Annotated in this window: 20 protein-coding genes and 2 pseudogenes; 10 read left to right on the forward strand and 12 right to left on the reverse strand. The window is 35.7% G+C overall.

Annotation, left to right across the window (positions count from 1 at the left end; translation table 11 throughout):
* A partial coding sequence (locus CP366_RS03070) for a zinc ribbon domain-containing protein (protein WP_143469300.1) occupies window positions 1-349 on the forward strand: 349 nt, incomplete at its 5' end.
* Window positions 350-1,105: 756 nt separating this feature from the next.
* Here the strand turns inward: CP366_RS03070 and pglZ are convergent.
* On the reverse strand, window positions 1,106-3,604 hold the full coding sequence (gene pglZ / locus CP366_RS03075; protein ID WP_089147832.1) for a BREX-1 system phosphatase PglZ type A: 2,499 nt from the start codon (window positions 3,602-3,604) through the stop codon (window positions 1,106-1,108).
* A gap of 212 nt (window positions 3,605-3,816) precedes the next feature.
* On the opposite strand from pglZ, the gene CP366_RS03080 reads away from it, so the two are divergent.
* The 6 genes from CP366_RS03080 (at window position 3,817) to CP366_RS03105 (ending at window position 6,802) form a co-directional block, all read left to right on the forward strand.
* Window positions 3,817-4,137, forward strand: coding sequence for a helix-turn-helix domain-containing protein (locus CP366_RS03080; protein ID WP_089143240.1), 321 nt, complete (start codon window positions 3,817-3,819; stop codon window positions 4,135-4,137).
* Window positions 4,130-4,711, forward strand: coding sequence for an ImmA/IrrE family metallo-endopeptidase (locus tag CP366_RS03085; protein ID WP_065989563.1), 582 nt, complete (start codon window positions 4,130-4,132; stop codon window positions 4,709-4,711). Before CP366_RS03080 ends, CP366_RS03085 begins: the two co-directional genes overlap by 8 nt.
* Window positions 4,712-4,957: 246 nt before the next feature.
* A complete protein-coding gene (locus tag CP366_RS03090) occupies window positions 4,958-5,641 on the forward strand; it encodes a DUF4417 domain-containing protein (RefSeq protein ID WP_065989565.1) in 684 nt (227 codons plus the stop codon).
* A gap of 143 nt (window positions 5,642-5,784) precedes the next feature.
* Window positions 5,785-6,027: a hypothetical protein gene (locus CP366_RS10745; protein WP_199162861.1), complete on the forward strand. Its 243-nt coding sequence runs from the start codon at window positions 5,785-5,787 to the stop codon at window positions 6,025-6,027.
* Window position 6,028: 1 nt separating this feature from the next.
* Complete coding sequence (locus CP366_RS03100; RefSeq protein WP_065989569.1) at window positions 6,029-6,376, forward strand: hypothetical protein; 348 nt, start codon at window positions 6,029-6,031, stop codon at window positions 6,374-6,376.
* 9 nt (window positions 6,377-6,385) lie between these two features.
* Window positions 6,386-6,802, forward strand: coding sequence for a hypothetical protein (locus CP366_RS03105; RefSeq protein ID WP_089147457.1), 417 nt, complete (start codon window positions 6,386-6,388; stop codon window positions 6,800-6,802).
* Window positions 6,803-6,858: 56 nt separating this feature from the next.
* Here the strand turns inward: CP366_RS03105 and pglX are convergent, their stop codons facing one another.
* The 5 genes and pseudogenes from pglX to CP366_RS03130 form a co-directional block, all read right to left on the reverse strand.
* Window positions 6,859-10,455, reverse strand: a complete 3,597-nt coding sequence (gene pglX / locus CP366_RS03110; RefSeq protein ID WP_089147833.1) for a BREX-1 system adenine-specific DNA-methyltransferase PglX — start codon at window positions 10,453-10,455, stop codon at window positions 6,859-6,861.
* Window positions 10,456-10,571: 116 nt separating this feature from the next.
* A complete protein-coding gene (gene brxC / locus CP366_RS03115) occupies window positions 10,572-14,297 on the reverse strand; it encodes a BREX system P-loop protein BrxC (RefSeq protein ID WP_089147834.1) in 3,726 nt (1,241 codons plus the stop codon).
* An 11-nt stretch (window positions 14,298-14,308) separates the two neighbouring features.
* Window positions 14,309-14,899 carry a DUF1788 domain-containing protein gene (locus CP366_RS03120; RefSeq protein WP_089146190.1) on the reverse strand — a complete coding sequence of 197 codons (591 nt, stop codon included), beginning with the start codon at window positions 14,897-14,899 and terminating at the stop codon, window positions 14,309-14,311.
* Entirely contained in the window at window positions 14,899-15,504 is a 606-nt protein-coding gene (locus tag CP366_RS03125) for a DUF1819 family protein (RefSeq protein ID WP_065989575.1), read from the reverse strand. The genes CP366_RS03120 and CP366_RS03125 overlap by 1 nt, the downstream gene beginning before the upstream one ends.
* Window positions 15,505-15,726: 222 nt before the next feature.
* Window positions 15,727-16,233 (reverse strand): annotated as a pseudogene (locus tag CP366_RS03130) (family 1 glycosylhydrolase); the annotation flags it as partial.
* On the opposite strand from CP366_RS03130, the pseudogene CP366_RS03135 reads away from it, so the two are divergent.
* Window positions 16,215-16,994: pseudogene (locus CP366_RS03135) on the forward strand (ABC transporter ATP-binding protein); the annotation flags it as partial. The pseudogenes CP366_RS03130 and CP366_RS03135 sit on opposite strands and share 19 nt — an antisense overlap.
* A 91-nt stretch (window positions 16,995-17,085) precedes the next feature.
* On the opposite strand, the gene CP366_RS03140 reads toward CP366_RS03135, so the two are convergent.
* Both CP366_RS03140 and CP366_RS03145 read right to left on the reverse strand, forming a co-directional pair.
* A complete protein-coding gene (locus tag CP366_RS03140) occupies window positions 17,086-18,870 on the reverse strand; it encodes an FAD-binding protein (RefSeq protein ID WP_089146189.1) in 1,785 nt (594 codons plus the stop codon).
* 15 nt (window positions 18,871-18,885) lie between these two features.
* The gene (locus tag CP366_RS03145; protein ID WP_005723335.1) at window positions 18,886-20,301 is read right to left on the reverse strand and encodes a DASS family sodium-coupled anion symporter; all 1,416 of its coding nucleotides are present in this window, start codon (window positions 20,299-20,301) and stop codon (window positions 18,886-18,888) included.
* 226 nt (window positions 20,302-20,527) lie between these two features.
* Between CP366_RS03145 and CP366_RS03150 the strand changes: the two genes are divergently transcribed.
* Window positions 20,528-21,412, forward strand: coding sequence for a LysR family transcriptional regulator (locus CP366_RS03150; RefSeq protein ID WP_060464190.1), 885 nt, complete (start codon window positions 20,528-20,530; stop codon window positions 21,410-21,412).
* Here CP366_RS03150 and CP366_RS03155 read toward each other — a convergent pair whose 3' ends face one another.
* Entirely contained in the window at window positions 21,413-23,227 is a 1,815-nt protein-coding gene (locus CP366_RS03155; protein ID WP_233186494.1) for an FAD-binding protein, read from the reverse strand.
* 295 nt (window positions 23,228-23,522) lie between these two features.
* On the opposite strand from CP366_RS03155, the gene CP366_RS03160 reads away from it, so the two are divergent.
* Window positions 23,523-24,398 carry a LysR family transcriptional regulator gene (locus tag CP366_RS03160; protein ID WP_060464188.1) on the forward strand — a complete coding sequence of 292 codons (876 nt, stop codon included), beginning with the start codon at window positions 23,523-23,525 and terminating at the stop codon, window positions 24,396-24,398.
* 62 nt (window positions 24,399-24,460) lie between these two features.
* Here the strand turns inward: CP366_RS03160 and CP366_RS03165 are convergent, their stop codons facing one another.
* The 3 genes from CP366_RS03165 to CP366_RS03170 all read right to left on the reverse strand — a co-directional run bounded on the left by CP366_RS03165 (window position 24,461) and on the right by CP366_RS03170 (window position 26,151).
* Window positions 24,461-25,096, reverse strand: a complete 636-nt coding sequence (locus CP366_RS03165; protein WP_232783887.1) for an Rpn family recombination-promoting nuclease/putative transposase — start codon at window positions 25,094-25,096, stop codon at window positions 24,461-24,463.
* Window positions 25,093-25,299: a hypothetical protein gene (locus CP366_RS10875; RefSeq protein ID WP_225520358.1), complete on the reverse strand. Its 207-nt coding sequence runs from the start codon at window positions 25,297-25,299 to the stop codon at window positions 25,093-25,095. Before CP366_RS10875 ends, CP366_RS03165 begins: the two co-directional genes overlap by 4 nt.
* 144 nt (window positions 25,300-25,443) lie before the next feature.
* Window positions 25,444-26,151, reverse strand: coding sequence for an MIP/aquaporin family protein (locus tag CP366_RS03170; RefSeq protein WP_005723341.1), 708 nt, complete (start codon window positions 26,149-26,151; stop codon window positions 25,444-25,446).
* Window positions 26,152-26,159: the final 8 nt, after the last annotated feature.

Below are 26,159 nucleotides of genomic sequence, written 5' to 3' on the forward strand. Positions count from 1 at the left end.
AGTCAAAGGCATGCTTATGAGCCATGTGGCTTCAAAAGGCATGCATCGAAGCATGTTTGGCTTGTTTAGAAAGCTTTTAACATATAAATGCGAATGGTATGGTAAAGAACTGATTATTGCCAACAAGCTATATCCATCAACGCAAAGATGCGCAGCATGCGGCTTGGTCAAAAAAGGCGATGAAAAGATCACGCTGCAGGGCAATAAAAAGCATGGCACCAAGCATAACGAGTTTGTCTGTTATAATCCTAACTGTCCTAATTACAATAAAAAGGTTGATCGCGATGAAAATGCCATGGCCAACCTAACGCTGCTAGTAAAGCATCCAGAGTTAAATCGAGCCTTATAAGATAATTGCGGGCGAGGCTACGTCCGAAAAGATGCCAAAAGAGCTAGTCAATGCGATTACTTCTAAATTGAAATATCGGAATACTAGCGTAGACGTTGGTAAGAGAAATGGAAAGCACGAATAGTCCAAAATGTATGAAAATAAAACATAGTCATACATTTGCTTACATTTTTCATAGCAGTACTTATGTACTCCTTTCTGTTACAACAGTCTTTAGTAAAAGACTGAAGCAGCATCTGCCATAGTTTCTATATTCATCAGAGCGAATTTATGCATAATAATCAACAACTTTAATCCATAGCATATTGCTATTTCTGAAATCTGTTAGATTGGCATTGTCTTGAATTACTTCTTAAACAATTCAATAACCATCTTCATCTGTCTCATTCGTGATAATCCTTAAAAAATGGTTTTAACCCAGTGTTCAATATCAAAATAAGTATGCAATAAAATATATCTTAATTCCATGCCAACAAGAGCCATATCTATCAATTAAAAGAGACTTCAAGATTTTGAGTTTGATCAAATCTTATCAACTTGTAAAAAGTATGTTCTTTGCTTTAAATATTCCTCACTTATATTTTTATTAGTGACTTATACACCATAATTTTTAACTCATTTACTTTATTCTCCAAAAGACAATTTTTTATCTATTATACTTGTAAACTTCCTAAAAATTCGGTTCTTAATTGTATTATATGTAACCTCAAGAAAGATTCAAAATCAATAAGAAAAGCCTCTATAATCTTTCTAAAACTATCCTCTAGTAGTAAACAAATCCATGGTGTACTTGAAGCGTTGCGGATCCTCATCTGAGCCATCGCATTCAACAACTAAGAAGTAATTTTTGTTAATATCATATTGTGCGTCTTGAATTGTGATCGTGACGGCGATTGTGCGATCGGCAGCAGAGCCCTTGCGATCGGCTTCTATCGTTACGCTGTTAGAGATCAACTTGCCATCCTCATCAGTGAAGTAAACATGGTATTGCGTTGGTAAAACTACATCGCTGACTGGTGCGGTTTGATTGAACAATAAATTCATCTTCAAGTTATTAATTTTGAAGGTCGTTGCAGCAAGTTTAATTTCTGCTGGCTTAGCAGCGGATCTTCTTGAAGTTGCCTTAATATCAAGTACTGGAATCAGCATTTCTTGAATAGATGAACCACCGTGAACGTAATTTTTACTACCACTTTTGGCAACGAATTCGTTAGGACTTGTCGGATAATAAACATTGGTCTGATCGTTATTGCCCAGACTGACGCCCATTGTGGTGCCTTTCACACCCTTAACGTTAATCTTGTCTGGCGTAATCAAGTATCGTAAGTGAGCATTGCCCTCATAACTTTGATCACTCAAGTCAATCTTATCCGTATCTTGAATTGGTCGCTCTTGATAGATAAAACCATGATCGGCAGTAACGATAATATGGGCTACACCGTTAGTTCTCAGTGATTGAATTGCAGCTTTGATTTCTGCAATTGCCTTTTCAGTGGCATCAACCAACTCTTTGGTTGTCTTTAATTCATGACCTTTTGCGTCAATTTGATTGTGATAAAGATAAATTACTTTTTTCCCAGTAATAAACTGCTTGATTTCCTTGGAGGTCATTTCCAAAATATCTTTTAATTGAGCAGCCGAATTACTGTCATCAACGACCTTCAGAATCTTATCACGGTTAGGCGTTGTTTCCGCATTCTTGCCGTTTACTCTAACCTTGCCAGCTTTGACATCCCAAGTTAAAGCATCATGCGGCAACATCACGTTCATTCCCGTGTAAGTGACCGATGGCAATCCTGTCAAAGCATACTGCATCTTCATTGTTAAACGGTCGTTGCTGTTGAGTTCTTCTTCAAGTTCCTTAGCCACTTCAAAACGTAGCGCATCAGAGAAGATAACAACCACACGCTCACGAACATGTTTGACATAATTATGGTAAAAACGCTCTTGTCTTAATTTGGCAGGCACTTGCGCCAGATCGAAGGTTTCATTCCATTGCTTAACTGAACTGTTAAGTAAACCGTTGCCGTAGTAAAGATCAACCGTCTTCTTAATTTCAGCATATTCATCAGTGTCCGCAATTCTGGTATAAGCTAGCAAGCATTTACGATAAATCGTGTCAATCTGGTACTCATTATCAAGATATTCGCTCAGTTCTTTCTGCCAGTTTTCTACCAATGGCACCCGCAAGTTCAACAATTCAGCGGCATAACGCAAAAACTTATACTCATTCTCAGTACGGTTAGCGAAGTTATTGCGCGTCCGCTTCAGCATCTGATCAATGATCTCCAAAACTTGCTCATAGTCGGTAACTTGATTGCCAACGAATTTACTGCGAATTTTAGCTAAAATCAGATCATTAACTTCATCAAAAATTGTCACTTGCGTTAAATCGCTCAGTGCCTCTTGCACTAAAACGTCGTGCAACTCAAGATCAATCCAGACACGCGTTGACTCATTATCATAATATTCTTGATATTTGTTAGAATCGGCGAAGCGATCAATGAAGATTTGAACGTTGTCTTTATTCTTAAGCACCAATTCTTGCAGCTTGTGTGGCAATTTGCTGCTTAATTCATTAGCCAAATAAGTTACAAAAAGTCGGTTGAACAGGTCAAGAAGGCTAACATTCTCTTCTGTATCATAGCCAAAGTAGCTACCGACCATTTTCCAAAACGGATCCAAAACATTGTATTTAGCAAACGAGAACAAATAGCGATTATTAGAACTACCAGCAGCAATAATCTTCATGAGCAACTCGTTCATGTCTAGCTTTTCAGTCTTTGTAATTGCCGCAATAATGCCCTTTTCTGGATTAGATTCAAAGTCTTCTGACCAATATTTAGTAAAATCACTGCGTCTAGTTTTAGCACCAAAGTATGCGTGATATCGTTTTACAAAAGATAATTTATTCTCAGGTAGATTCAATTCTTCCAGAATAATTTGCGTTGCATCTGCGGTGAAGAGCTTAGAGTAATGCTCCATATCAGTTAAGTAATTCTCTTGGATCTTTGGACGCTTGTATGGAGCGTAGATCAAGTATTTATGTTGTGGATCATCTAAGAGGTTGATCTTAGTTTTAAATTGTTGATCCGCTTGTGCCTTGTAAAGCTTAGCTTCAGTTAATTTGCTAGCAATCTGATCAATGATGTCTTGGAATTGTTGCTTATCGTCATACCAAAAAACGTATTGATAGTCATCAGCGAAATAGTTATTAAGTTCTGAAATAATTTTATCGGTGGTTAATGTGGTCATGCATGTTCACTCCTACTATTGTTAAATAAATTATATCAGTAGGCGAGGATGCAAAAAAGGCAGATTTATCGCATACTAATTGACATTTCTGCCTATTAAGTACTATATGTAGCAGTTAAGTTTGCCGCTTAGTATACATGTTGTGTTTTTACTTGACATAATGATAATTTTGCTGTTGAATGTAATTGTCGATTAATGAAGGAGACATAATAATGGATAACTTAGGCAAGCGAATAAAGGATTTACTAAAGACAAACGGTATAACACAGAAAGATTTAGCAGAAAGAACAGGTTGCACTCAAGCTGCAATTTCGCATTATATCAAAGGTGACCGCACGCCAAGAGCACGCGTAATGACTAAAATTGCGAGTGCATTAAATACCACTTCTGATTATTTAATTGATGGTATTCCTCAAGATCAAAAATCAGAATTAGGTTATGCGAAAAAGCTTATTGCTCGTAACGCTAAAAATATGACTAAAAAAGAGAAAATGGATTTAATTAATATTTTATTAGGAGAAAAAGATGATTGACTATCCTCATAAGTTAACAGATGAAGTATATGAATACATCAAAGGAGAAGCTACACATGTTCTCGTACAAGACCACATTCGTCTTCGGCCTATTTTAGGTCAAGAAATTGCTATGAAAGAACATATTAAATTGATTCCTTATTCAACATTATCTGGAAAAAAACTAGAAGCAATCAAAGCACTTAGCAAAGACGGAGCATTTGAAGAAAACGGTAATGAAGATTGTATTTACTATAATAACTGTGACTGTCCTCAACGACAAAATTGGACAATTCTTCACGAGTTAGGACATTTCTTTTTAGACCATATAGGTAGAACTGATACTGAAGAAAGAGAAGCAGATTTTTTTGCTAAATTTATTATTGCACCACCTATACTTGTTTATAAAATTAAGGCTCAAGATCCTGATGATATATATGAAAATTTTAAAATTAGCAGCGAGGCTTCACAATATTCATTTAATTATTATCAAAAATGGCTACGACATTATAAGCAAAACGGTGAGTTAACCGATTATGAACAGCAACTTTTAGATTTGTATAATTTAGAAATTAATAACTTAATTGCTTCTTGATCGGCAATTAACAGCAAAGGAAGTGATGTCCATACAAATATTCCATTTTAGAAGAAAAATGTCATTTTATTTCGTAATTTGAGCAAAGAAAAAACGTATTAAATTGCTCAGGCAATAGCAATTAATACGTCAGCAAGTGTACGGAAATACAAGCTATATGATTCAGTTGTATTATCGCACATTTAGCTATGTTTCTCAAATATTATTGAAATGTTTCACCTTAAATGGTGTAGAAAGGAGCTAATTATGCCCCTAGCTATTAATAATATCGTAGATATTTGTCGATTTATGCAACAAATGCATGACGAATTAAAAGAGCAAATTGAATTCGATTCCGATGGTTGGCCTATTTTTCAAAGAACGAATTTTGTAAGTGAAGTTCCCGAAGAATTTGTAACTTTTGATTATCGTACCAATTCTTTAATTACTGCGCCTAGGAATAAAACCGTATTAGCTTTCTTTGAGCCCGATAGACGAATTTATCCTCGCTTAAGTAAAATCAAACAGGATTTGCCTATCTATAAGCAATATGCAGGAGTAGTATTCCCTGACATCACCATAACTACAGATATGGATCATGAATTACAAGAAACTCTCATTTTGGCTAATCATTTATTTGCGGCTTATCTTGTCGCCAATGGTGTTAAAGTTGTATTTAATACCCGTACTGCTGATATTACAACACTCGATACCTTTAAAAATATCCCTCAAGGAGTAATGTGTGCCTCTGGATTTTTAGGTTGTAAAAATTCAACTAATTTTTTTGAGGCATCTAAGTACACCAATAAGATTCTTAGAATCCTCCCTGAAACATTGCTTATTTACGGCAAGCATGACAAGAAAATTGACATGCAATTAGATACTTTAGGTATTAATTACTTGTATTTCCAAGATTTTCACAGTAAAAGCAAAATGGAGGTAGTAGCCTAATGAGCGATTATAAGACTAGATACTCCATTGCTTCAAATACTTATATTAAAAAAACGGTACCAGAAAATCATTTAGATCAATAGCGGTATCAAAGAAGTAAAGAACGGGAACGAAAATGGAATAAAGATTGGGTTAAACAAAGCGTGGATTTAAACGAAGTGGTTAATAAATTTATTCCAACCAACGATCCCAATCGACATATTAAAACAAATTCGGGAGTTAAATTTAGCTTTTACGGAACTAGATATATAGTAAAAGCTGACAAAGTTGCAGGTTATCTTAGAATTTATGATAAACAAGCGCGCAAATATTGCAAGATTGACGGTACCCCATCAAATAGTTTGCGATTAACTCACTTTAAAATTAAAAAAAGAAAGGAAAAATAATATGTGGTTACATGTTGCGTTAAATCCTACGGCTGTTAAATGTGATCCAGAATACCCTATCCCTTATGTGGACGGTGAACCATCAGATAATTATTTTTTTGACGAAAAAGTGGCTCAAGCATTAGAAAAGGATGGATTTCTGAGTGAAATGTGGCACAAATTTGATGCTACTTTCGACTGGGGAGATTATGATTACTTCGATTACAAAAAGTGTATTACATTTCGTCAATGGCTTATTGAGCGTCTAAAATCTCCAACAAACACCATTGTAAAACCAGTATATGATACTATGTTAGACTATGCGAATAAGGCTATTAAATATCATACTGGAATAGGTTTTGATTTCTAGAGGTGCTTTATGAAATCTACTTATAAACTATTGTCAATTCAATTAGATGGTCTGCCATTACCCAGTTGTCCTCCAAAGATTGTTTTTAGTCTAGATCTTAATTCAATTGAAGATCTTAATACTAGTTTCAATTTATTTGACTACGATCACTGTATAAGGAGAGTCAATTGTTCATCGTTATTAAAAACGAATTCATTCTCTGAAATTGATGCCGTTGTTAGCAAAGTTCCTGAATGTACTAAGCTAATTTTAGTAGCAGACGAATGCTGGTATGCTAAAGTAATGAATGAGCTTTACATCAGACGTGTTTTACAAGTTTACGCATATCTTGATAAAAAATATCCAAATCTTCAGCTTGAAATATATGTACCAAAAGATTCGACTCAAAAACTCTTTCCTATCCTGAAACAAATGAAATTTTCTTAGAATAAAAAGACGCGTTAATCTCACTGATTGACGCGTCTTTTTTTGGACTCTATAATCTATAACTTCGACAACAACTTCTCGCCTTGTTGCAGCTTATCATGATTTACCAGTACACCATCATCAAGATCTAAGTCGACAGGACTTTGAGACAAGTGATCTAAGATTTGATCGTACTTAACCATTTCTGCCATTTGCTTATTCAGAGTTGAAATTGTCTTACGATACTTGCTCTTGGCACTGGCAGTTTTTTCTTGGTCTAATAGGTTCTGGTCAACGTTGATCAGATCATTCATTGCTGGTTGCAGGTCATGAAGATAATGACGAACCATGGCAAGTTGATCTGGAGTATAGCGGTGCAGATACATTAGAGCTTTGAAACCTTTATTTCTGCCGGAACTGAATTCCCAGTAGATTGGTCTCTTTTGATAGATCTTAGAGTGATCCTTGTAGAAATCATTAAGGAAGTAATCTCTGATGATTTGCTCAGCGTTGGTACCTTTCTCAAATTTCTTTAGATCCAGAGTTTGAGCAATGAAATTCATATTATCTGATAAGTGATCTGGTTTGAAGGTCTTAGACAAGAATTCTTTCAGTCGAACAATGATATCACGACTATCTTCGAAGTATTGACGATCAGTTAAGAGAATAATGTTGTCTTGGTTAGGGATGAAAGTTTGATAATTAGAAGCATTCCAATCACCACCAGCAAATGCAAGACCATCTTTGTATAATGAATATCGACCGAATACACAACCAATGAAGTATGATAAAAACGCTTTGATATCACGGATCTGATCAGCCTTATGCACAGAAACTTCCTTTTCGTCTTCCTCAGGAATTAGTTCATCTTGTAAGCCGTATAGGTCGATGAAGATTTTGTTCAATTCTTCTTCATTTGACTTAAGTTGATTGAAACGATCTAATGACTCTTGGGACCAATTATTGTAGGATTGTTGAAGAGTTGATGCATCAGTAGTTAATAACGGATTACGTTGGAAATCCCATGAGGTTTCGAATGCATCCCAATCCAATTTTGATAGATCAATATTATTTTTAACTATAGGTATAATATTGATTTTACTTTCCTTAAATGGAAAATTGACAAAATTTCCAATTTGAAGACTAATAGTTGGATTTATCATTTTAAAAATATAATTTCCAATTTTCGCATTAACAGTACCTAAAATAATTAATAATTTATCGTTATTATCATTAAAAGCTGACATTCCCTTCACATCATGAATGCTGCCATAAGTACGATATCTTAAAGAAAAAATACCACTATTTACATCCGACCAAGTAATGGCAGGCTTAAAATATGAATCAGTATTTTGAGGACGTGATCTAACTTTTCCCCTATTATCTGTAAAATGTCTAATTTCATATCCATCATTTTGCCAATTTACAACATAGTCATAGTTTCCATACCATTTACGATAGGCACCGCCCTTATTATACGGAAACCATTTTTTCTTAGATTCTACAGATTCTTCGATACTACGAGAACTAAAGCTTATATTATCAATTTGCACTTCAAACCATTGACGTAAGAATCTTTTATTATCAGCTGTAGCTAACCCTTGCTTAGCATCAACTAATTGACCTAATGGTGTTCCCTTTTCAAAGTCTTTAAATAAATTTTGACTTGCCCAATAAGCAATCGGACTACCAGGAATTTTATCAAAATTATTTTGATTAACTTGCGCAAATCTATTTCCTTTAATTGGTAAAGAAACAACTTCATCATTAACAACATCTTTTAATTTTATTTGATTATATGTACCTTTAAATTCAGAATTATATGGTAAATGACTAATAGTAACAGCCGTACCAAACGCAATTCCCATGACGTTATTTTCCATATGCATAAGATTAGAAATAGTATAAGTATTAAGGAAATTTCTACGCATTTTTTCAAAACTAGATAAAAACATCCATGATTGCATAGTTACCATAGAACAATAACCATTCTTGTTAAGATGTTCATTCCAATCCTCCAAGAACATCGCAAATAAATCTGACTTGGAATCAGGAAAATTATCCTTAGCGAAATCAGATAATGCTTTATTCATTCTAGAAGATCCCATATAAGGAGGGTTAGTGACAATAACGTCATATTTTTGTCGTAAAATTTTTGCTATTCTTAAAAATAATCGTAAATATCTAAATATGATTGGCAACTCCAGGGAAGTTACAACTTTATGACTATCCAAGACAGCTTCAATTACATCATAATTAATGTTATTGACTAATTTTAATAATGAACCTTCCTCCTTGCCATGAGTAAATGAATTTATAAGAAGCATAATATTTTGAACTGTATTTTCATCAAAATAACTAGAAAGTACTTCTTTAACCTTTATTCCATGCAGCTCACTAGTAGAAGGAATTGCGTACACATTAATTTTTACATTATTTCTAAAAGCACGACGATTATATTCCCTATATTTCATCATTACTTCAAAATAACCTAATTGATAGGCACGATCATCAATATCTAGGCCATAAAGATTATTTTCAATAATATTCTTAGCTGCATCCCTTGTTGAGAAACCTTCACTTTCATATATTTGAATCATAACATCAAATAAATACGACAAAATGTGACCTGAACCCATTGCGGGATCAATAATTTTTAAGTCTTCTACACGGAAGTTCTCAAGATTTTGATTCTCTTCTTTTAATTGATTGGCTACATCCTCATCTTGCTTAGCATCAAGCATATAATATTTCCAATTAAAACCGGATACTAATTGTTTTTCACTTTTTTCAGGGTGTCTGGCTCTTAATACATTAATCCAAAATTTACCAAGAGAATTTTGAACCATATATTTTACAATCCAATCTGGAGTAAAAATTTGAGTTGCTTCTGCTATTTGTGATGCACGATACTTTTTAGACTTGGGTAACCCAATTACGTAATCCTTAGGCTCACTATTGTAATACTGATAAAGCCAACCAATAATCTGAACTTGACCTTCCTCATTTACGTCAAAGTAACTTTCCGGAATCTCATTAATCAAGTCCTGAATAACTCCGCGATCATAATGCGGTGTAAACAACAGCTTCAAATAATTACGCGTCTTTTCAAAAAGTCCAGGTAAAATTTCACTCAAAGCATCACATTGCTTAATGAACAACATCATGTAGAGTTGATCCATCAACTCTGGCGTCTTATCAGTCAAAGCGTTAGTGATTAACTCTTTTTCCTGATCTGAATAGCCACCAAGATCGTCTTCAATTTCCATTGCTTCATCAACAATGTCAGGTTCAGCCTTACCTTCTTCACTTGTTAACACTCTTACTCGACTTGGCAAGTAATTGTTAACTTCCATGAAGCGAAGCGCAATAATCCGATTAAACCATGTGTAAGCAACTTCTTCAACGAAGTCGTTAAAGGCAGTTTTAGGATCATTATCATAATCACGATTCTTTAATTCATTAACAATATCTCTGCGCCAACCAATTTGTGCGCCTGTTAATGCATTATTTTCGTTATCATCAACGTAATATTTTTTATCGGTGGTTGAGATCGGCAATTCATTGTTAATCTTATCAGCTGTGATGCCTAAGCCAGCTAATTTGACTTCAACCGTATCTCTTAAGTGTTGTCTTGCATTAATTGCAAACTTTTTAATTTTATTTTTGTCCATGAGATATCTCTCCAGTGCTTAATAATACCTGTTAATTATAACAAGAGACTTTCATTATTTGTGTTCCCTAGCAAAAAAGACTGATTTTTCGTCAGTCTTTTTAATATTTGCTTCTTTTATTTAAAATCGACATTCAAGATATCAGTATTTTTTAATTCAGCTTCTAGCTTGGATCTTAATTGTTCAAGATACTTATCGATATCTTTTTCACTTTCAATCTTCCAAGATCCCTCAGTGACTAAATCATTAATGTTTCTAAAGATTGTTCTCTTCGGTTTAACAATCGGTTCAGTTGGTTGCGGTGCAATTGGAGTTACTGATGGTTTAGTATCCTCATCATTCTGAACAGGTTTAGCAGGAATTGGTTGAGTGTTTTGCGTAGGTCTCTCTGCTAATTCACGACTAACTTCAGAAATCCGCTCCTTTAATTCACGATTGATACCATCGATCTTGTTCGTTAAACCAATCAAGTTCAAGTAAGCATCCCCATCATTACTCTCGCTATAGCCTTGTGCTTGAGCTGATAAAGAATCAAATTTATTATCGATCTCGTCATTTAACAACTTGGTTTCTTTTTCTGGGAAGCCAGTCTCCGTTACTTGTTGCTTAAAGACTTGCGTATTTTCCTTAATCTGCGCATCAATTTCGTCATATGCTTTTTGCATATCATCGTTATAACGCTTTGCAAAGGCAGAATTTAATTCACTCAACTTTGGAATTGATTTATTAAATTCATCCATTGCCAAGTATTTATCAAGATCGTTAGCTATATCTTTTAGCTCATTATCATTGACAAAGCCCTTCGCATGCTTGAAGCGATCAAGGTAATCATGTGATCTATTCCAGATTCTCTCTTGGCTGCTCTGTCCTTCAACATCGCCGTAGAACTGCAAGATAGATCGATCATCTATGTCATCACGCCAATCTTCAAAGTCATCTAAATGATCTGAAATAACTTGGAAGACACGATCACTATCATCAACTTTAGTAATTCGGCTTAATTCGTTAATTCCTTTTTGCAATAATTCATAGCCTGGATATGGTGTATTGAAGTTATACTTTTGTGTCTTAAGTAAATTCTCCAGAATGTTTACCGCTACCGCAGTCTTCTTTTGAATTTCATCAGCCATTTGCTCAGAAGTTGCATCCTCAGACAAATTCAATTGTGCTTCAAGAACATCGCTAACGAATTCACGCGCATCTCTCTTTTCACGCATTGAAATTTCTCTAACTGGCTTAATCGTCAATTTAGAGATATTGTTTTTACTAATGAAGTAACGCTGAACTGTCTTGGGATCTTGATGAGCATCATTCAAAGAAATTTGTGAATTATTGAAGTAAAGCTTCAATCTTCCGTCAGCAAAGGCCTCAGCAACCATCCATGCAACATCGATTTGCTTATAACCGTATGGGATATTGTTAAAGTGACTAACCACACTAGCAAAGGAAACATTGTTCATTGAGCCTGCTTGAACGCCAACGTAGTTAACTACTTCATCAACAGCGTGGGCATTTTCCTTAAATAAGGTAACATCACTCTTACCCTTTAAGATATCAAGTACATCTTGATCAGATTTAACTGAAGCTAAGTATTGCAAGTTGCGGTAACTGTTATCAATGATCTCTTTCTTAGCTTGTTCTAAACGAGCTTCAAAGTTACTGCCTTTAGTAAGAACATCATCTAAGACGTAAATATCCGCATCAATTAACCCATCCTTAAGCAACTTCTGTGTAGCTTTTTCAACCTGAATTTCTTCCGCATGGCGACTTGTTGCAATTAAGGTCTTCTTTGTATCAGAATGACTCTCAGGTTTCTGCATGAATTCATTAACTTTTTCGATTTCTCGATAGTTTTCAATATAACGATCATCATCTTTCAAGACAATGATAATATGCTTACCATCACTAGCTTGCTGTTTAAAGTCAATATCACGATAACTGCCCTCAAGTAATGGTGACACAATCTGGATATTGAGGTCATTACGTAATGGATTAAGCCCCATATCATCAATATACATGTTAAATTCAAAGATATATTGATTCTTCATCTTTGGGTACGTGTACTTAGAATCGATCAACCCTGAAGTAAACAAGTAAGCACCAATATCACGTGCAACGCGGCGGTCATCAACTTCAATCGCATTAATTGCTTCGTTAACTTCTTGCTCAGAGTCGGTCAAGAATTCGTAAGTATCCATCTTCTTTTGGATGTAGTTCTGTCTAAGCAAAACGTGAAGAGCATCTTTAACCTTAGCAGTCAATGCTTGACGATCTTCGTTAATATCATCTAAGAGCAGCGTTACGATGTTTTCTAAAGTTGATGGATAATTATCAACATAACGAACCATGAATAAGACGGCTAAAACTTGAATATTAAAGCCGTAATCACCATGATCACCGTTAACATATTTATCGCCAATTGCCTTATCAAATACAACTTGGTGGTCATGACTAAGGAATTCTTTCATCCCAATGAAGAAGGCAGAGAAGGGTACTAACTTACCCAAATTATCATTCTCATATCTTCTAGTAGCTTCTTGGAATGTTGCAAGCATTGAACGCTCACCATCAGACATGTGACTCCCGTTTGCACCCTTTTTACGAACTGCAGACAAGACATCCTTTAATAAACCGAATTGATATGGCACAAATGGGTAATTATCAACGAAAGATTGCGCACTTTCATATTTTTCACGCTTAATCGCATCACTAAAGTTAATCTTATTATTGATGCTGTATTCCTTCTGCGTGAATAAATCTTCTAGTTCTTCCTTAGCTAATGGAGTCTTAGCAAGCAAACGTTTACGAATAACTTCATCAGCGTTAGCAGAACTCATCGTAATTAAAGTATTGAAACGACCTTGAATCTTAGAGAAGTCACGCTCGTGCTTGGAGAAATTACCAGTAACTTCATCCATTTGCTGCTGCGAAGTTACGACAACCCACGCGCGGCCTTGGCATTGAACACCCAATTGTTCAACAATCGTTTGCAAGTTAAGCATACGATTATCATCGTCACCAATGAATTGACCTACTTCATCAGCTAGGAAGACGAAGTGGTGATCGTTACCTTTTTTATCAAGATAATCCTTCACTAAACTGGCAAAGCCAATAGCATCAATACTGAACTTCTTACTTTGCAAGCCATCAACATAATTCTTAGCATCCACTTCATTTAAGGCATCACTATTAATAAGCGCATTTTGAATACGAGTGGTCATAATGGCATAGTTTCTGCGAGTAGCTTCCCAAGTTGAATTATGTTTGATATCAAGTTTCTGGAAAGCTTCCTTAAAGGCTTCATACTTACCTGCATTATCAAGCCAGCGTTCCATATCCGCAATTTCCGCAATCGGTGAGTAACCTAATTGTTCATTGAAGACCTTAAGAAAAACATTAAGGATCGCGTTACTATCATTAGCCGCATTAGAATCAGCTTTTGAATCAATGTTAAACAAAGCCACATCCGTTGGGACACTAGTTGCCTTGTTAATAGAATCAGCTAAATGGTCATCATCAAACTTGCCGTCTTCCAAGAAATAATCAATTGCCTTACGACCAGCAACTGTATCATTTTCTAATAAATAGGAAAGAATCTTTAAGAAGTGAGATTTACCGGAACCGAAGAACCCACTAATCCAGGCGCCTATCTCATCAGTTGGATTATTAATGCTCTTGTCATAAGCATCAAAAAATCTGGTGAAATTATTCTTCAATTCATTAGTTACAACGTATTCTTCTAGTTCTTGCTTCTTGATCGCTTCACTGTCTTGACCAATCTTAATAACTCCGCGGATATCACGATTGATATCTTTTTGGAAGATGTCTTTAATCTGTGTCATATCTATATTCCTTAATCTATTCTGAATGCTCTGTAATAATTTTGATCTTTTACTTCACCGAAGGCTCTTAGGCTCATTTCATCATAATTACCCGGATAGAACATCACAACAGGATTTTTATCTAAAACTTGATGCATCGTGTTGAGAATCTTATGTGCTCTAATAATCGGATAAACTTTGCCCAATCCGTCTAAAAAAACGATGCATTGCTCTGGCAATCTTGACTGGATATATTGAACAATCAAATTATTATTTTCGCTCATTTCAAGAATATTGTTGATTTGTTCAATCAGTACATCAAAACCTTGCTTTTTTTCTATATTTTCAAGAATTGGAATGGGATCAGCACCAGTATATTCTTCTTGCTCTCTGAGTAACTTCATCATGACATCATAAATATCAAAAACACGTAAATTTACTCTAGAGGCTAAAGGACTGTCACTTATTTTGGCAATTTGCTTACGCACTTCCAGCTCTTGATCAGCTGGATAATCGAAGATCCAATAGCCGACTTCATTGGATAATCCTTCATTATGTTGAAACTTAGGATCAACCATTTTTTCCTTCAGATGGCTGAATCTAAGATTGATATCTTCAGTCATTATATTCCTCCTAAAGCAGCCAATTCATAATCTAACTTGGCATTTTTCATAATTAAGGCTACTTGTGTATCAATTAGTGGAAAAAGCAATTTATCTTCTTTTTTATTTTCAGGATTGATTTCCATTAAACCTGCATCCCGCAAAAAAGTTTTGAGTGCACCCTTAAGCCGCTTAAACGTATTCAAGGACCATTTTGCTATTTCAGGACTTTCAATTCGCTTTTGATTAAGAAATGCTTCAACTTCGTAATCCTGCAAAGTAGTTTCGTGCATCGTAACTTTTGGCCGATAAACGTCATAGACAAATTCATCAAGAATCCGACTCGTTAACATCACTGAAATTAATGAAACCAATTTTTGATTAGTAGTATTTAGATGCGGAAAAGCATCGATCATTGGCTCAGGTAAGGCTGTTATCCTGATAGCTAGGTTTCTTGAACAGCGCTTAGCACGCGCTTTTGTCGACATTTGAAAAATATTTTCGTCATCACTAAGTTGCTTTATTTCATTGACACTCTTGCCAGATTGATAAAGCTGAATAAATTGCGTAAATTCTGGCAACCAAATTGCGTATGAAGCAATCCCACCATTATAACTGTGTGACATGATTTTTCCCCATTTTCGTTAATTGCTTACATGTTTATACCAACATGTAATTCTACCTTATTTATTATATATGTTGTTTTATAATAGAAAAGAGAATTATAGTTTTTTCTGTGACTCCTTATCTGACTACATCCAAACAAGAAAAGCCCCGGAAGCACTTAACTTTCGGGGCTTTTCTAACTTAATTTTATCTAGAGGGAGAGAAAATTATTATTTATTAAGTTATTCATCAAAGCCATTATTATCACTCAACTGGCGATACCAATGGCCCGACTTTTTAAGAGTTTTAATTTGGGTATGAATATCATCTCGGATTAAGCCATAACGATTGCGATATGCGTTCATCCATGACCAGCAATCAATTCCTGTCCAGACAAAGTAACCATGACAGTTAGACCCTGCCTCAATTCCTTTGTGCAATTCTAACAGGTGATCTTTGATAAACTTAATCCGATAGTCATCTTGAACAACACCATTTTTGATAAAGCGTTCTTCGCGAGAGACACCCATCCCGTTTTCAGAGACAAACCAATCGATGTTGCCGTAATTATCACGAATGTTGATCGCAATATCGTACAAAGTCTTAGGATAAATCTCCCAGCCCTTATCTACATTCATTACCCGACCTGGCATCTCATAATTATCAAAGTAAATGTCGGGCATCCAGTCTTGCAAGCTCTTCGGAGAAACCTGTGGAGCTTGAACTCTTTCTGGATGATAGAAGTTCACACGCTGCTAAAATTTTAGGCTTAAAACAATACTTGAAGCGTAAGCCTGCTGCTTTATCTGGTGGTCAACGTCAGCGTGTTGCTTTGGGACGTGCTATTGTACGGGATGCTCCAATCTTTTTGATGGATGAACCTTTATCAAACTTGGATGCTAAATTGCGTGTAACCATGCGTGCTGAAATCGCAAAACTACATCAACAATTAAAGACTACTACTATTTACGTAACTCACGATCAGACTGAGGCTATGACCTTAGCCGACAGAATTGTCATTATTAAAGATGGTATCCAGCAACAAGTTGGTACGCCAATGGAGGTCTACAACAAACCTGCTAATATTTTCGTAGCCGGCTTCATCGGCTCACCTGCGATGAACTTCTTCAATGTTACCTTGAAGGATGGTATGATTATCGACAACGATCACCACGATTTTGAGATTCCTGTCCCTGAAGGTAAGCTTAAGATCTTAAAGGACAAAGGCTATGAAGGTAAAAAGCTAGTCTTTGGTATCCGTCCAGAGGATGTGCACACTGAGGAAGTATTTTTACAAAGCTTCCCTAAACAAGTTGTCACAGCTAAAGTTGTTGTTTCTGAACTTCTTGGTGCTGAAACTCAACTCTATTGTAAGGTTGGTGACACCGACTTAGTATCTAAGGTCGACGCACGTGACTTCACTAAGCCAGGTTCTGAGATCAAGATGGGCTTTGAAATGAACAAGGCACACTTCTTCGATCCAGAAACTACTATGACTTTAGATAATTAATTATTCTACCTTCCCCCTCTAAATCAAAATAAAACAAAGAGCGATAGTACCGCAATCGTTGGTACTATCGCTCTTTTTGGTTTATTAACTTTTATTTTTGAATATGTTTCAAAGCATCAGATACGGCTTCTTGAAAGGCATGACTAGTAACAGAAGCACCGGACACAGTATCTACATCAGTAGTATTGTTGGCAATCATTGCTTTGGTTAAAACTGGAATTGCTTTTCCTCCTAATGATGGTGATTCTTTCTGTTGCAGAGTTTCAATCTTTTTAAGTTGATTTTTATCATTAAGTGTTACTCTAACTACAATCGGTAAATCACTTATTCCATTTGAACTGATACCTATACCCTGATTTTTACCAGCATCAAAATTGGCTATCATAGTATGAGCATCGGATTTCAAATCAGCAACTTTAGAGGCACCAGTAACTGCATCTAATCCAACCTCTTGATCCTTGGGCTTAGCAGCATTCTCGCCAGCTATCTTTCCCGAAATTAATAAGTCAGCAATACTATTAGCACCGATATATTTAGTAGCAAAAATATCACCTAATTCACCAGCCTCATATAAATGAGGGATAACTTTGCCATTTAAATCAATTACTTCACAATTTTCATTTCTTTTAGCTCCACCATGAGTATGAAGAATATTATGTCTTACAGGAATTGCATAATATGGTCCTTTTCCAAAACTACGCATAGTATCAATTTTTCGATGAAGAAACATATCTCGCTTTTTTACATCAGTTAAGAAATTAAAGTCTGCAACTTCTTGCTTTAATCTAGGAGCGGATATATTTTCAGCAAGTTCTTCAATCGTATTTGCTTTAATTGCGTAAGAAATTAATTCTTTTATTTGACTTGCCTTCGCAGAAGTATCGTTACTCAATTGCTCATATTGTCTTTGATCCATTACAATATGAGGATGATTTTGGTTAGGAATCATTATCCAATTGCCATGATTATATTTATAACCATGACGATCTTCCTCATCTTCACGGAAATAACGTGTACCATCATCACCCGCCACAAAAATTGAGCCATTAAACAATGATTTCCAATTAATCATATAGGCAAACTTTTCACGTGGGTCGTTCTGTCTTAATGATAAACCGTGCGAATCATAGTTAGACATATGCCATAATCGTGCTCCTGCTTCGACAGCTAAATCAATTCCTTTGCCTTGATTATATAAAGAGCCTATTGGAGCCAAAGATCCTTGACCTAAAAAGTTTTGAATCATCGCTTGATTATTTTCAAAACCACCGCAGCTTAGAACTACACCATTTTTAGCAGCAACCAGTCTTTTATTGCCATTACGATTAATTACTACGCCCATAATAGTCTGATTTTTTGGCGACTGAATCAAATGCTCTACAGGAGAATCAAACCAAATATCAATTCTATCTAATCTTTCATAAACTTTCTTACGTAGCAGCTTCCAGAAACCGCCATTATACATCCCTTGGGTCATACTTTGCGATTGCATTGCATCCCCATGCCGATATTCAGGATATTCACCCTTAGGTCTTCTTCCTGTAGCTTTTGCCTCAATACCAAAATACTTTTTAGAATATTCTTTCATCTTAAGAACATTCTCAACAAAAGCATCTAAATCTTTTTCATCGTATTTAAATGGATAATAAGTTTGTTTGTAGTAATCTTTTAGATCATCAAAATTACTGCCCCAGGCAAAAGCACCACCAGCATATCTGGTATTACCACCTTCGCTACCTTCTGGAGCCGAATCCACTAGTAAAACATGAGCACCGTTATCTGCTGCAAATCTTGCGGCTCCTGCACCGGCACCACCAAAACCCACAACAATTACATCATAGACTTTGTCCCATTTTAACGAAGAATTATATATCATTTTATTCACCTATTTTTACCAGTATCCAATAACTTTAGTCCAAAGCAATCCGCCACCAAGCCAGATAATGTTGAATACCACACCAATAATTGCACTTAACTTCCAGAAGTCCTTATTAGAAATATATCCTGTTGAAGAAACCATTGCAGCAGGGCCCGCAGAATATGTAGAAGTTGAAAGATATACTGTACCACACATTGCTAGCATTAGTGCTGCCATAATTTTTGGCACTCCCGCACCTAGAGCAATTGATAAAAAACCAGCATACAAAGCTGAAATCTGAGTTGATACACTTGGGAACAAATAGTGTAAGTAGAAGTAAACTAACCACAGAACTACTAAAACTAATACCCAATTCATGCCTTTAAGTCCTGCACCCAATGTCTTTGAGAACCATGGGAAAAAGCCTAAAGTCATTAATTTTTGTGACATTAGCATAATAACTGAAAGCCAAGTTAAAATATTCCAAGCAAAACTTTCATTTAGAATATCTTTGGTATTAATTACTCCAGTAATTAAAAGTAATGCTACAGCAATAAAACTAGTTTCAGTCGCATCAATTCCAATATGTGGCCCCACTAACCAGAGCAAAATAGCTACTACAAAGACCACTGACATAATTTTTTCAGCAGCCGTCATTTTACCTAGTTCTGTTAACTTTTTATCTGCCCAAGCATGAGCATTTGGAGTCTCTTTTACTTCTGGTGGATAAACTTTATACAATAAAAATGGCACAACAAGTAAAGAAATCAGTCCAGGGACAATAGCAGCTAGGAACCATTCCATCCAAGAAATTTCAATTCCTTGTGTTTTTGCCAAACCTAACGCTACCATGTTACCTGCCAAACCTGTTAAAAACATACCGGAAGTAACATTGTTGATTTCATATTCATTAAACACTAAGAAAGAACCTAATTTTCTCTGTGTTCCCTTTTCAGGATCAGAACCCATTTCACGAGAAAGACCATCGATAATTGGATACATGATCCCATTAACACGTGCATTGTTGCTTGGAATACCTATTGCCAAAACAGTTTCTACAAATGATAAAGCATAAGCTAAGCCTAAAGTGCTTTTGCCAAAAGTTCTAACAAAAATATATGCAATTCTTTTACCTAAACCTGATTTAATAAATCCAGCTGCTAAAAACATACACATAGCAACCATCCAAGAGGTTGAATTACCAAATCCAGCCGCCACTTCTTTCATGTTAAATATACCGGTTAAGGTTGCTATCACAACTGCAATTAAAGTGGTAGCCATCATTGGTAATGGCTTAGTAATACATGCTGCAATAGTTGCAACAAAGATTGCAAATAAATGCCAAGCTGGCACACTAATATCTGTTGGCTTAAATGGTGTTACAAGCCACAGTACAATTCCAATTACTAAAGGAAGAATCCATTTCTTCCATTGAAATTTATCTAACATTTTTCTACTCCCTAAATTATTAATCAAACTTTGTAAGCACTTATCTTTTGTTGACGATTACAATTTATAACATTATTTCGTTAAATGCTAATTTGAATTTGTGAATAAAATGATTTATTTTTTTGCTTTAAATCTCAATATAATAAGTTTTATAATGATTGTGAAGTTCATAACTTATAATCAAAAAAGATCAATATATAAAATATATTTATAAATGGAGTTTATGATGAATAATCAAGACTTAATGTATTTTTGCAAATTAATAGAAACTGGTAGTTACACTAAAACAGCTACATTTTTTAACGTTACTCAACCAACGATCTCAGCAGCTGTTAAACGTCTAGCTAAGCATTTTAAAGATCCTTTAGTTGAACAGGTTAATCGAAAAGGCAAACTCAACACAACAACTGCTGGAGACTTGCTTTACAATAAATCAGTTAAGCTTCTACATGAAATTAATAGCGTTAATTATGATGTAATGCATGCCAGTGAGAAGAAAATACGAATCTCTTTTTCTGGTGTTGCTGGCAGCATGTATATTCCTGAGGTTATCGCTCAGTTTCATCACGCTAACATAATGTCAATGCTTGACACGCATCTAGAGCGATCAGCAGATATATTCGAAAGTTTAACCAATGGAGATATTGATGTGGCCATTTATTCTTGGATGGTGCCTATTAACGACTCAAATTACTATATTCGTAATTTAAATAAAACAGAATTAGTCATAATAACTGGTCTTAATGATCCTTGGGCTAATAAAGAGCAAGTTAAAATTTCTGAGCTGTCAGAGCGAGACTTTATTGCGCGTTCAGAAGGATATTTGACCAGAGAATGCTTAGATCAAGAAGCAAAATTAGGTAATTTTTCTCCAAAAATAATTTTTACAGCTAGAACTATGCAACTAATGATCGACTTAGTTAGTCAAAATGTAGGTATTGCTTTAGCAATGGAAGATACACTTAAAGATAGAAGAGATTTGCATATTATTCACTTGATACCAGATCAAAGGTTATGGGCTTATATGCAAATTGCTATGCGTAAGAGCTTTATTCCAAATGACTATCAGAAAAAAGGTATTGATATTCTAAGACATTTTCGTGAAAATTAGCTATTTGGCCTTCTTAATTGCTTTATTAACCGCCTCTTCAACTGCTCTAGTAGTCGTTGAAGCACCTGAGACTGCATCAATTTCCGTACTATTAGCCTTAACAATTTCATCAGGTAATTTTTGAATAGCTACTGCTCCAATTCCCTCAGTTTCATGATTTTCAAGCACTTCAACATTCTTAATCTTTTTATCTTTGTAAGTAACTCTAACCACAATTCGACCACCAATACCAGCCTCGGTAGAACCAACATATTGATCTGGACCTAGTTCTATATTGTCAATTTTATCCCCAGCTATTAAATCATTAACCGATGGCACAGCATTTTCTAGTTTAACTTCTTGTGTATCCGACTTCATCTTAGCTGCTTGCTCACCAGCAATCTTACCGAAAATCAAGCATTCAGCGAGATTACCGCCACCTTGATAACGATTGACACACATACCGCCCATTTCACCAGCACTGTATAGGTGAGGAATTGGTTGATCATTGTTATTCAATATTTCAGCTTTTTCGTTATGTTCTGCACCACCCTGAGTGTTCAAAACGGCTGGAGCTAATTTGAGAGCATAAAGTTTGTTAGTACTGATTTCATCCATCGAGTCTGTGGCACGACCAAATTCAAGATCCTTACCATTTTTAGCAAATTCATTGAATTGGTTTATTGTAGCAGTCAAGTTTTTAGCCGGAACATTCATCTTATCAGCTAATTCAGAAACGCTAGTAGCATTAATCATCTTATCAAATAACTTGTTGTAACGAAGCTTACCGCTTTCTTTTTCTTCAACAAATTTTTGGTATTGTTTTTGGTCAAAGACTAACCATGCATTGTCAAAAGCATGAGGCATGTTGTATTCGCCATGATCATAAATGTGACCGTGACGGAACTTAGCATCTTCTTTCATAAATCTTGAACCATCATTAGCAACAGCAATAACTGAACCAGACTTAACATTCTTCCAGCCCCCGATCTGACGACCACGAGTGCCCTCTTCTTCAGCGATCACGTAGCTTGGGATAATTCCAAGTGATTCGTAGTTGCTCATATGCCACATCTTTGCACCAACGCTTTGGACCATCTTTACACCATCGCCACGGTTATATAAAGTACCAAGTGGGGTCAACTTGTGAATATGTAAGTAATCTTGTTGCATTTGTGGATTATTTTCAAAACCACCAGTTGAAACAACTACACCGTTTTTAGCATGGATAAAGTATCTCTTATGGTTACGTTCAACTATTGCACCTACAACTTGATCAGTCTCTGGGTCTTGAATCAGTTCTAAAGCGCGAGAATTAAGCCATACATCGATTTTATCTTTACGATCTGCTACTTCCTTACGAATCTTTTTCCATAGACCAGCGTCAAAGTCGCGGTTATGCACTAAAGCAAAGTCAAAAGTATCTGAACCTTCAAATTCTGGGTATTCACATAAGTGATCCTTGTGATCTAGGGAATCACCTTCTCGGAAGTCATCACCCCAAATAAATGGCTTAATACCAAAATATTTTTCAAAGTATTCGGGCATATTTACAAAACCGTCTAGATAAACATCCATGGTCTTCTTTGAATATGAATATGGTTCTGCTAATTGATCAAAGTACTTACCAATCTTTTCACGATCATGAGCCATGGCTACATGTTGAGCAGAATATCTAGTATTACCACCCTCATGTCCATAAGGAGCTACATCAACTAACAGAACATGAGCATTATTGTCTGCTGCAAATCTAGCAGCAGTACCGCCTGCTCCGCCAAAGCCTAAAACCAATACATCATAACTTGCATTCCACTTAATATTTTTTACATTTTTCATTTTTTGATCTCCCATAAAAATCAACTTGTCGTGTATTAAATATCATGTGAAAAACTAAAGTGCAAGCATTATTTTGTAAGCGCTTTTTCACAAAATAACCTTTTTGTCTTATTTCATAGAGCTTTAGACATGTGAAAAGTAATCTAAAATAATCAAATTTATATTTTTGTGAATTGATGATAAGCGATATATATATTTCGATAAATTATATTTATGGAGTTTAGTTAATGCTATAATCTATAATGTATTTGTGAACGGTTAATTTATATGTCCAATAATAGATATTTATTTAAAAATGGAATTCAGAGATTTAAAGTATTTTCAAAAACTTGTAGAAACTAAAAACTATAATAGAACAGCTGAATTTTTCGGAGTAACTCAACCAGCTATTTCTTCAATGGTTAAGCGACTTGAAAAAGAAATTGGTACCCAACTAATTTTTCAGGCCCACAATCACAAAAGAATGACTATATCACCCGCTGGCTTAGTTGTATACCGTAACGCAAAAGGGCTAATTCAGAAAGAACGATCAATTATTTTAGAAGCCAAAAGAGCAAACGAAAACAGTTTTCGTTTAGGCTATTCTGAGTTAGCTGGTAAAGAATGGCTAGCTTCCGTCATCACTCAACTTAACCAAGGACATTTGCTAGCTTCAGTTGAAACGCATGAAGAAAATTCTCATTATTTAGAACAACATCTTCGTGAAGGAAGATATGATGCCATTGTTTTTTCTCGTCTTGACAATGAAAAACTCCCTGGAATTAAATTAACCACACTTGAAACCTTCCAATACAATCTCGTTGTTCCCAGCAATAATCCGCTCGCAAAGCAAAAAGAAATTGATCTATTTCAAATTGCAGATATTCCTTTAATTATGAGACATAAACGTTTTCTATCTAGAACTGCCCTGGAACAAATTTTTACTAACACAAATTTTAAACCAAAGAAAAAATTAGTTGTTGATAGTATCGATGCTACTTTGCAACTAGTCAAACAAAATATGGGTGTTGGTTTCTTAATGGATATAGCTGCCAAAAACTATCCCGGAGTAAAATCTATTCCATTAATACCCAGCCAGCAGATTTATTGCTACTCTACTTTAGGGATTCGTGAGGATTTTATGCCAAACAAAATTCAAGCAAAATGTCTCTCCATTTTAAAAGGTTTTTAATTTCAAAAAAAGCGATAGTACCGCAATCGTTGGTACTATCGCTATTTTGGTTTATTAGAAGATTAGCTTTGCTTCAAGAAATCCTCTAACTGCTTATCGGAGAAAGTATTGCCATACTTTTGCTTAAGCTGTTGTAAAATATTTTGATTGTCTTCACCATAATCACGCAAAACAGAAATCAAGTTTTGCACTCCGGTGATCAGGCCTTCTTTCTTGCCTTCTTCCATTCCGAGCTGCTTTGCTGCTTCTGCGACTTCTTCCGTGTTCATGACGTGTTTCCTCCATTCTTCGGTTCTGCGATAATTATTCATTGTCTCCTTAACTCGGCTAATGAACTTACCATTTGAAGTTGGCTTGCCTTCAATCAAGCGATAAAGATCGTCAAGACCTGGTTTCACTTTACCTTTGGTTCCCTTGGTGTTTAAGTATATTATCTCAGATCCATCATTTAGTTCAACTGATGGGTCTTCTTTGGCAGTATAAACAAAACTATACCGCTTCAAGCCTTTTCCTTTTGGGTCAAACGGCAAGATGAAGATCACATAAGCCGCATGCAATTCTTCATATTCTTGTCTTCGCCGCAAAAAGCCATCCTCCATTAGCTTAAATAGATACTGTCTGGCGCGCTTATCCATGTCTCTTTTGTTGGCAACCTGCATCTCAACGTTGTAGCGCCTGCCCCGGCTATCGGTGATCAAAACATCAAGAATCGAAACCTTCTCCAGCCATTGAATGCGATCCTTTCCTGCGTGCGGACCGTTAAGTCCTTAATGTCCAAGTGTGGCAGCACCTCATTCAAGAACATACGGCAAATTTCTGGATCCTTCATGACGTTCTGAAACATCAGATCATCAGTAAAGCCCAATACTTCCGCGACATTTAGTTTTTTATCTTTGCTCATGCAAAGTCCTCCTAGAAAAATTTTTTGAGGATGTTTAACCCTCTAATATTTATTACGCAAAAAAGGCGCCAAATTTTTTTAGAAGTTGAAAAAAGGACAAACACCATAAAAATGTTCGTCCTTCGAATATTATTTGAAATTTTTTCATTTTAAAACTGCTTGCAAACCAGCTGCTAAAACACCACCAACAATTGGCCCCACCATTGGCACCCAAGCGTAGCTCCAATTAGCTGACGACTTATTAGGAATAGGTAAAACTGTATATGCTAATCTTGGCGACCAATCACGAGCAGGATTCAATGCGAATCCAGTAGTTCCGCCAAGAGCTTGACCGACAACCATGATCAATAGACCAACCGCAATCGGCTTTAATCCTTTATCAAAATCACCTAAGTTAAGTAACGCAAAAACAAAGATAAAAGTTGCTATCGTTTCACTTAAGAAATTAAATAAATTGTTCTTAATCGCTGGTGCAGTAGCAAAAATCCCAACATTGTTTCCTGCTTCTGATGTTTTAGTGGCCTTAAAATGAGGATAAAACTGAATTGCTACTAAAGCTGCACCGACAAAGGCACCTAAAAATTGACCCAGCAAGTATGGTCCAACTTCGCTCCATGGGAAAAAGCCAAAACTAGCAAAGCCAATGGTAACCGCGGGATTCAAGTGCCCCTGTGAACCAAGACTGGCAGCAACATAAACACCGAATGTAACCGCCATGCCCCAAGCAATAGTTACATAAAGCCAGCTAGCGCCTTTAGCATACGATTTTTGCAAATTAATTGCAGCACCACAACCAGTGCCCAAAACAATTAAGACTAAAGTTCCAAAGAACTCTCCTATGAATCCTGACATAATGCCCT

It is taken from the genome of Lactobacillus sp. UMNPBX15 (genome assembly GCF_002553785.1).
In the GTDB taxonomy this organism is placed as follows: domain Bacteria; phylum Bacillota; class Bacilli; order Lactobacillales; family Lactobacillaceae; genus Lactobacillus; species Lactobacillus crispatus.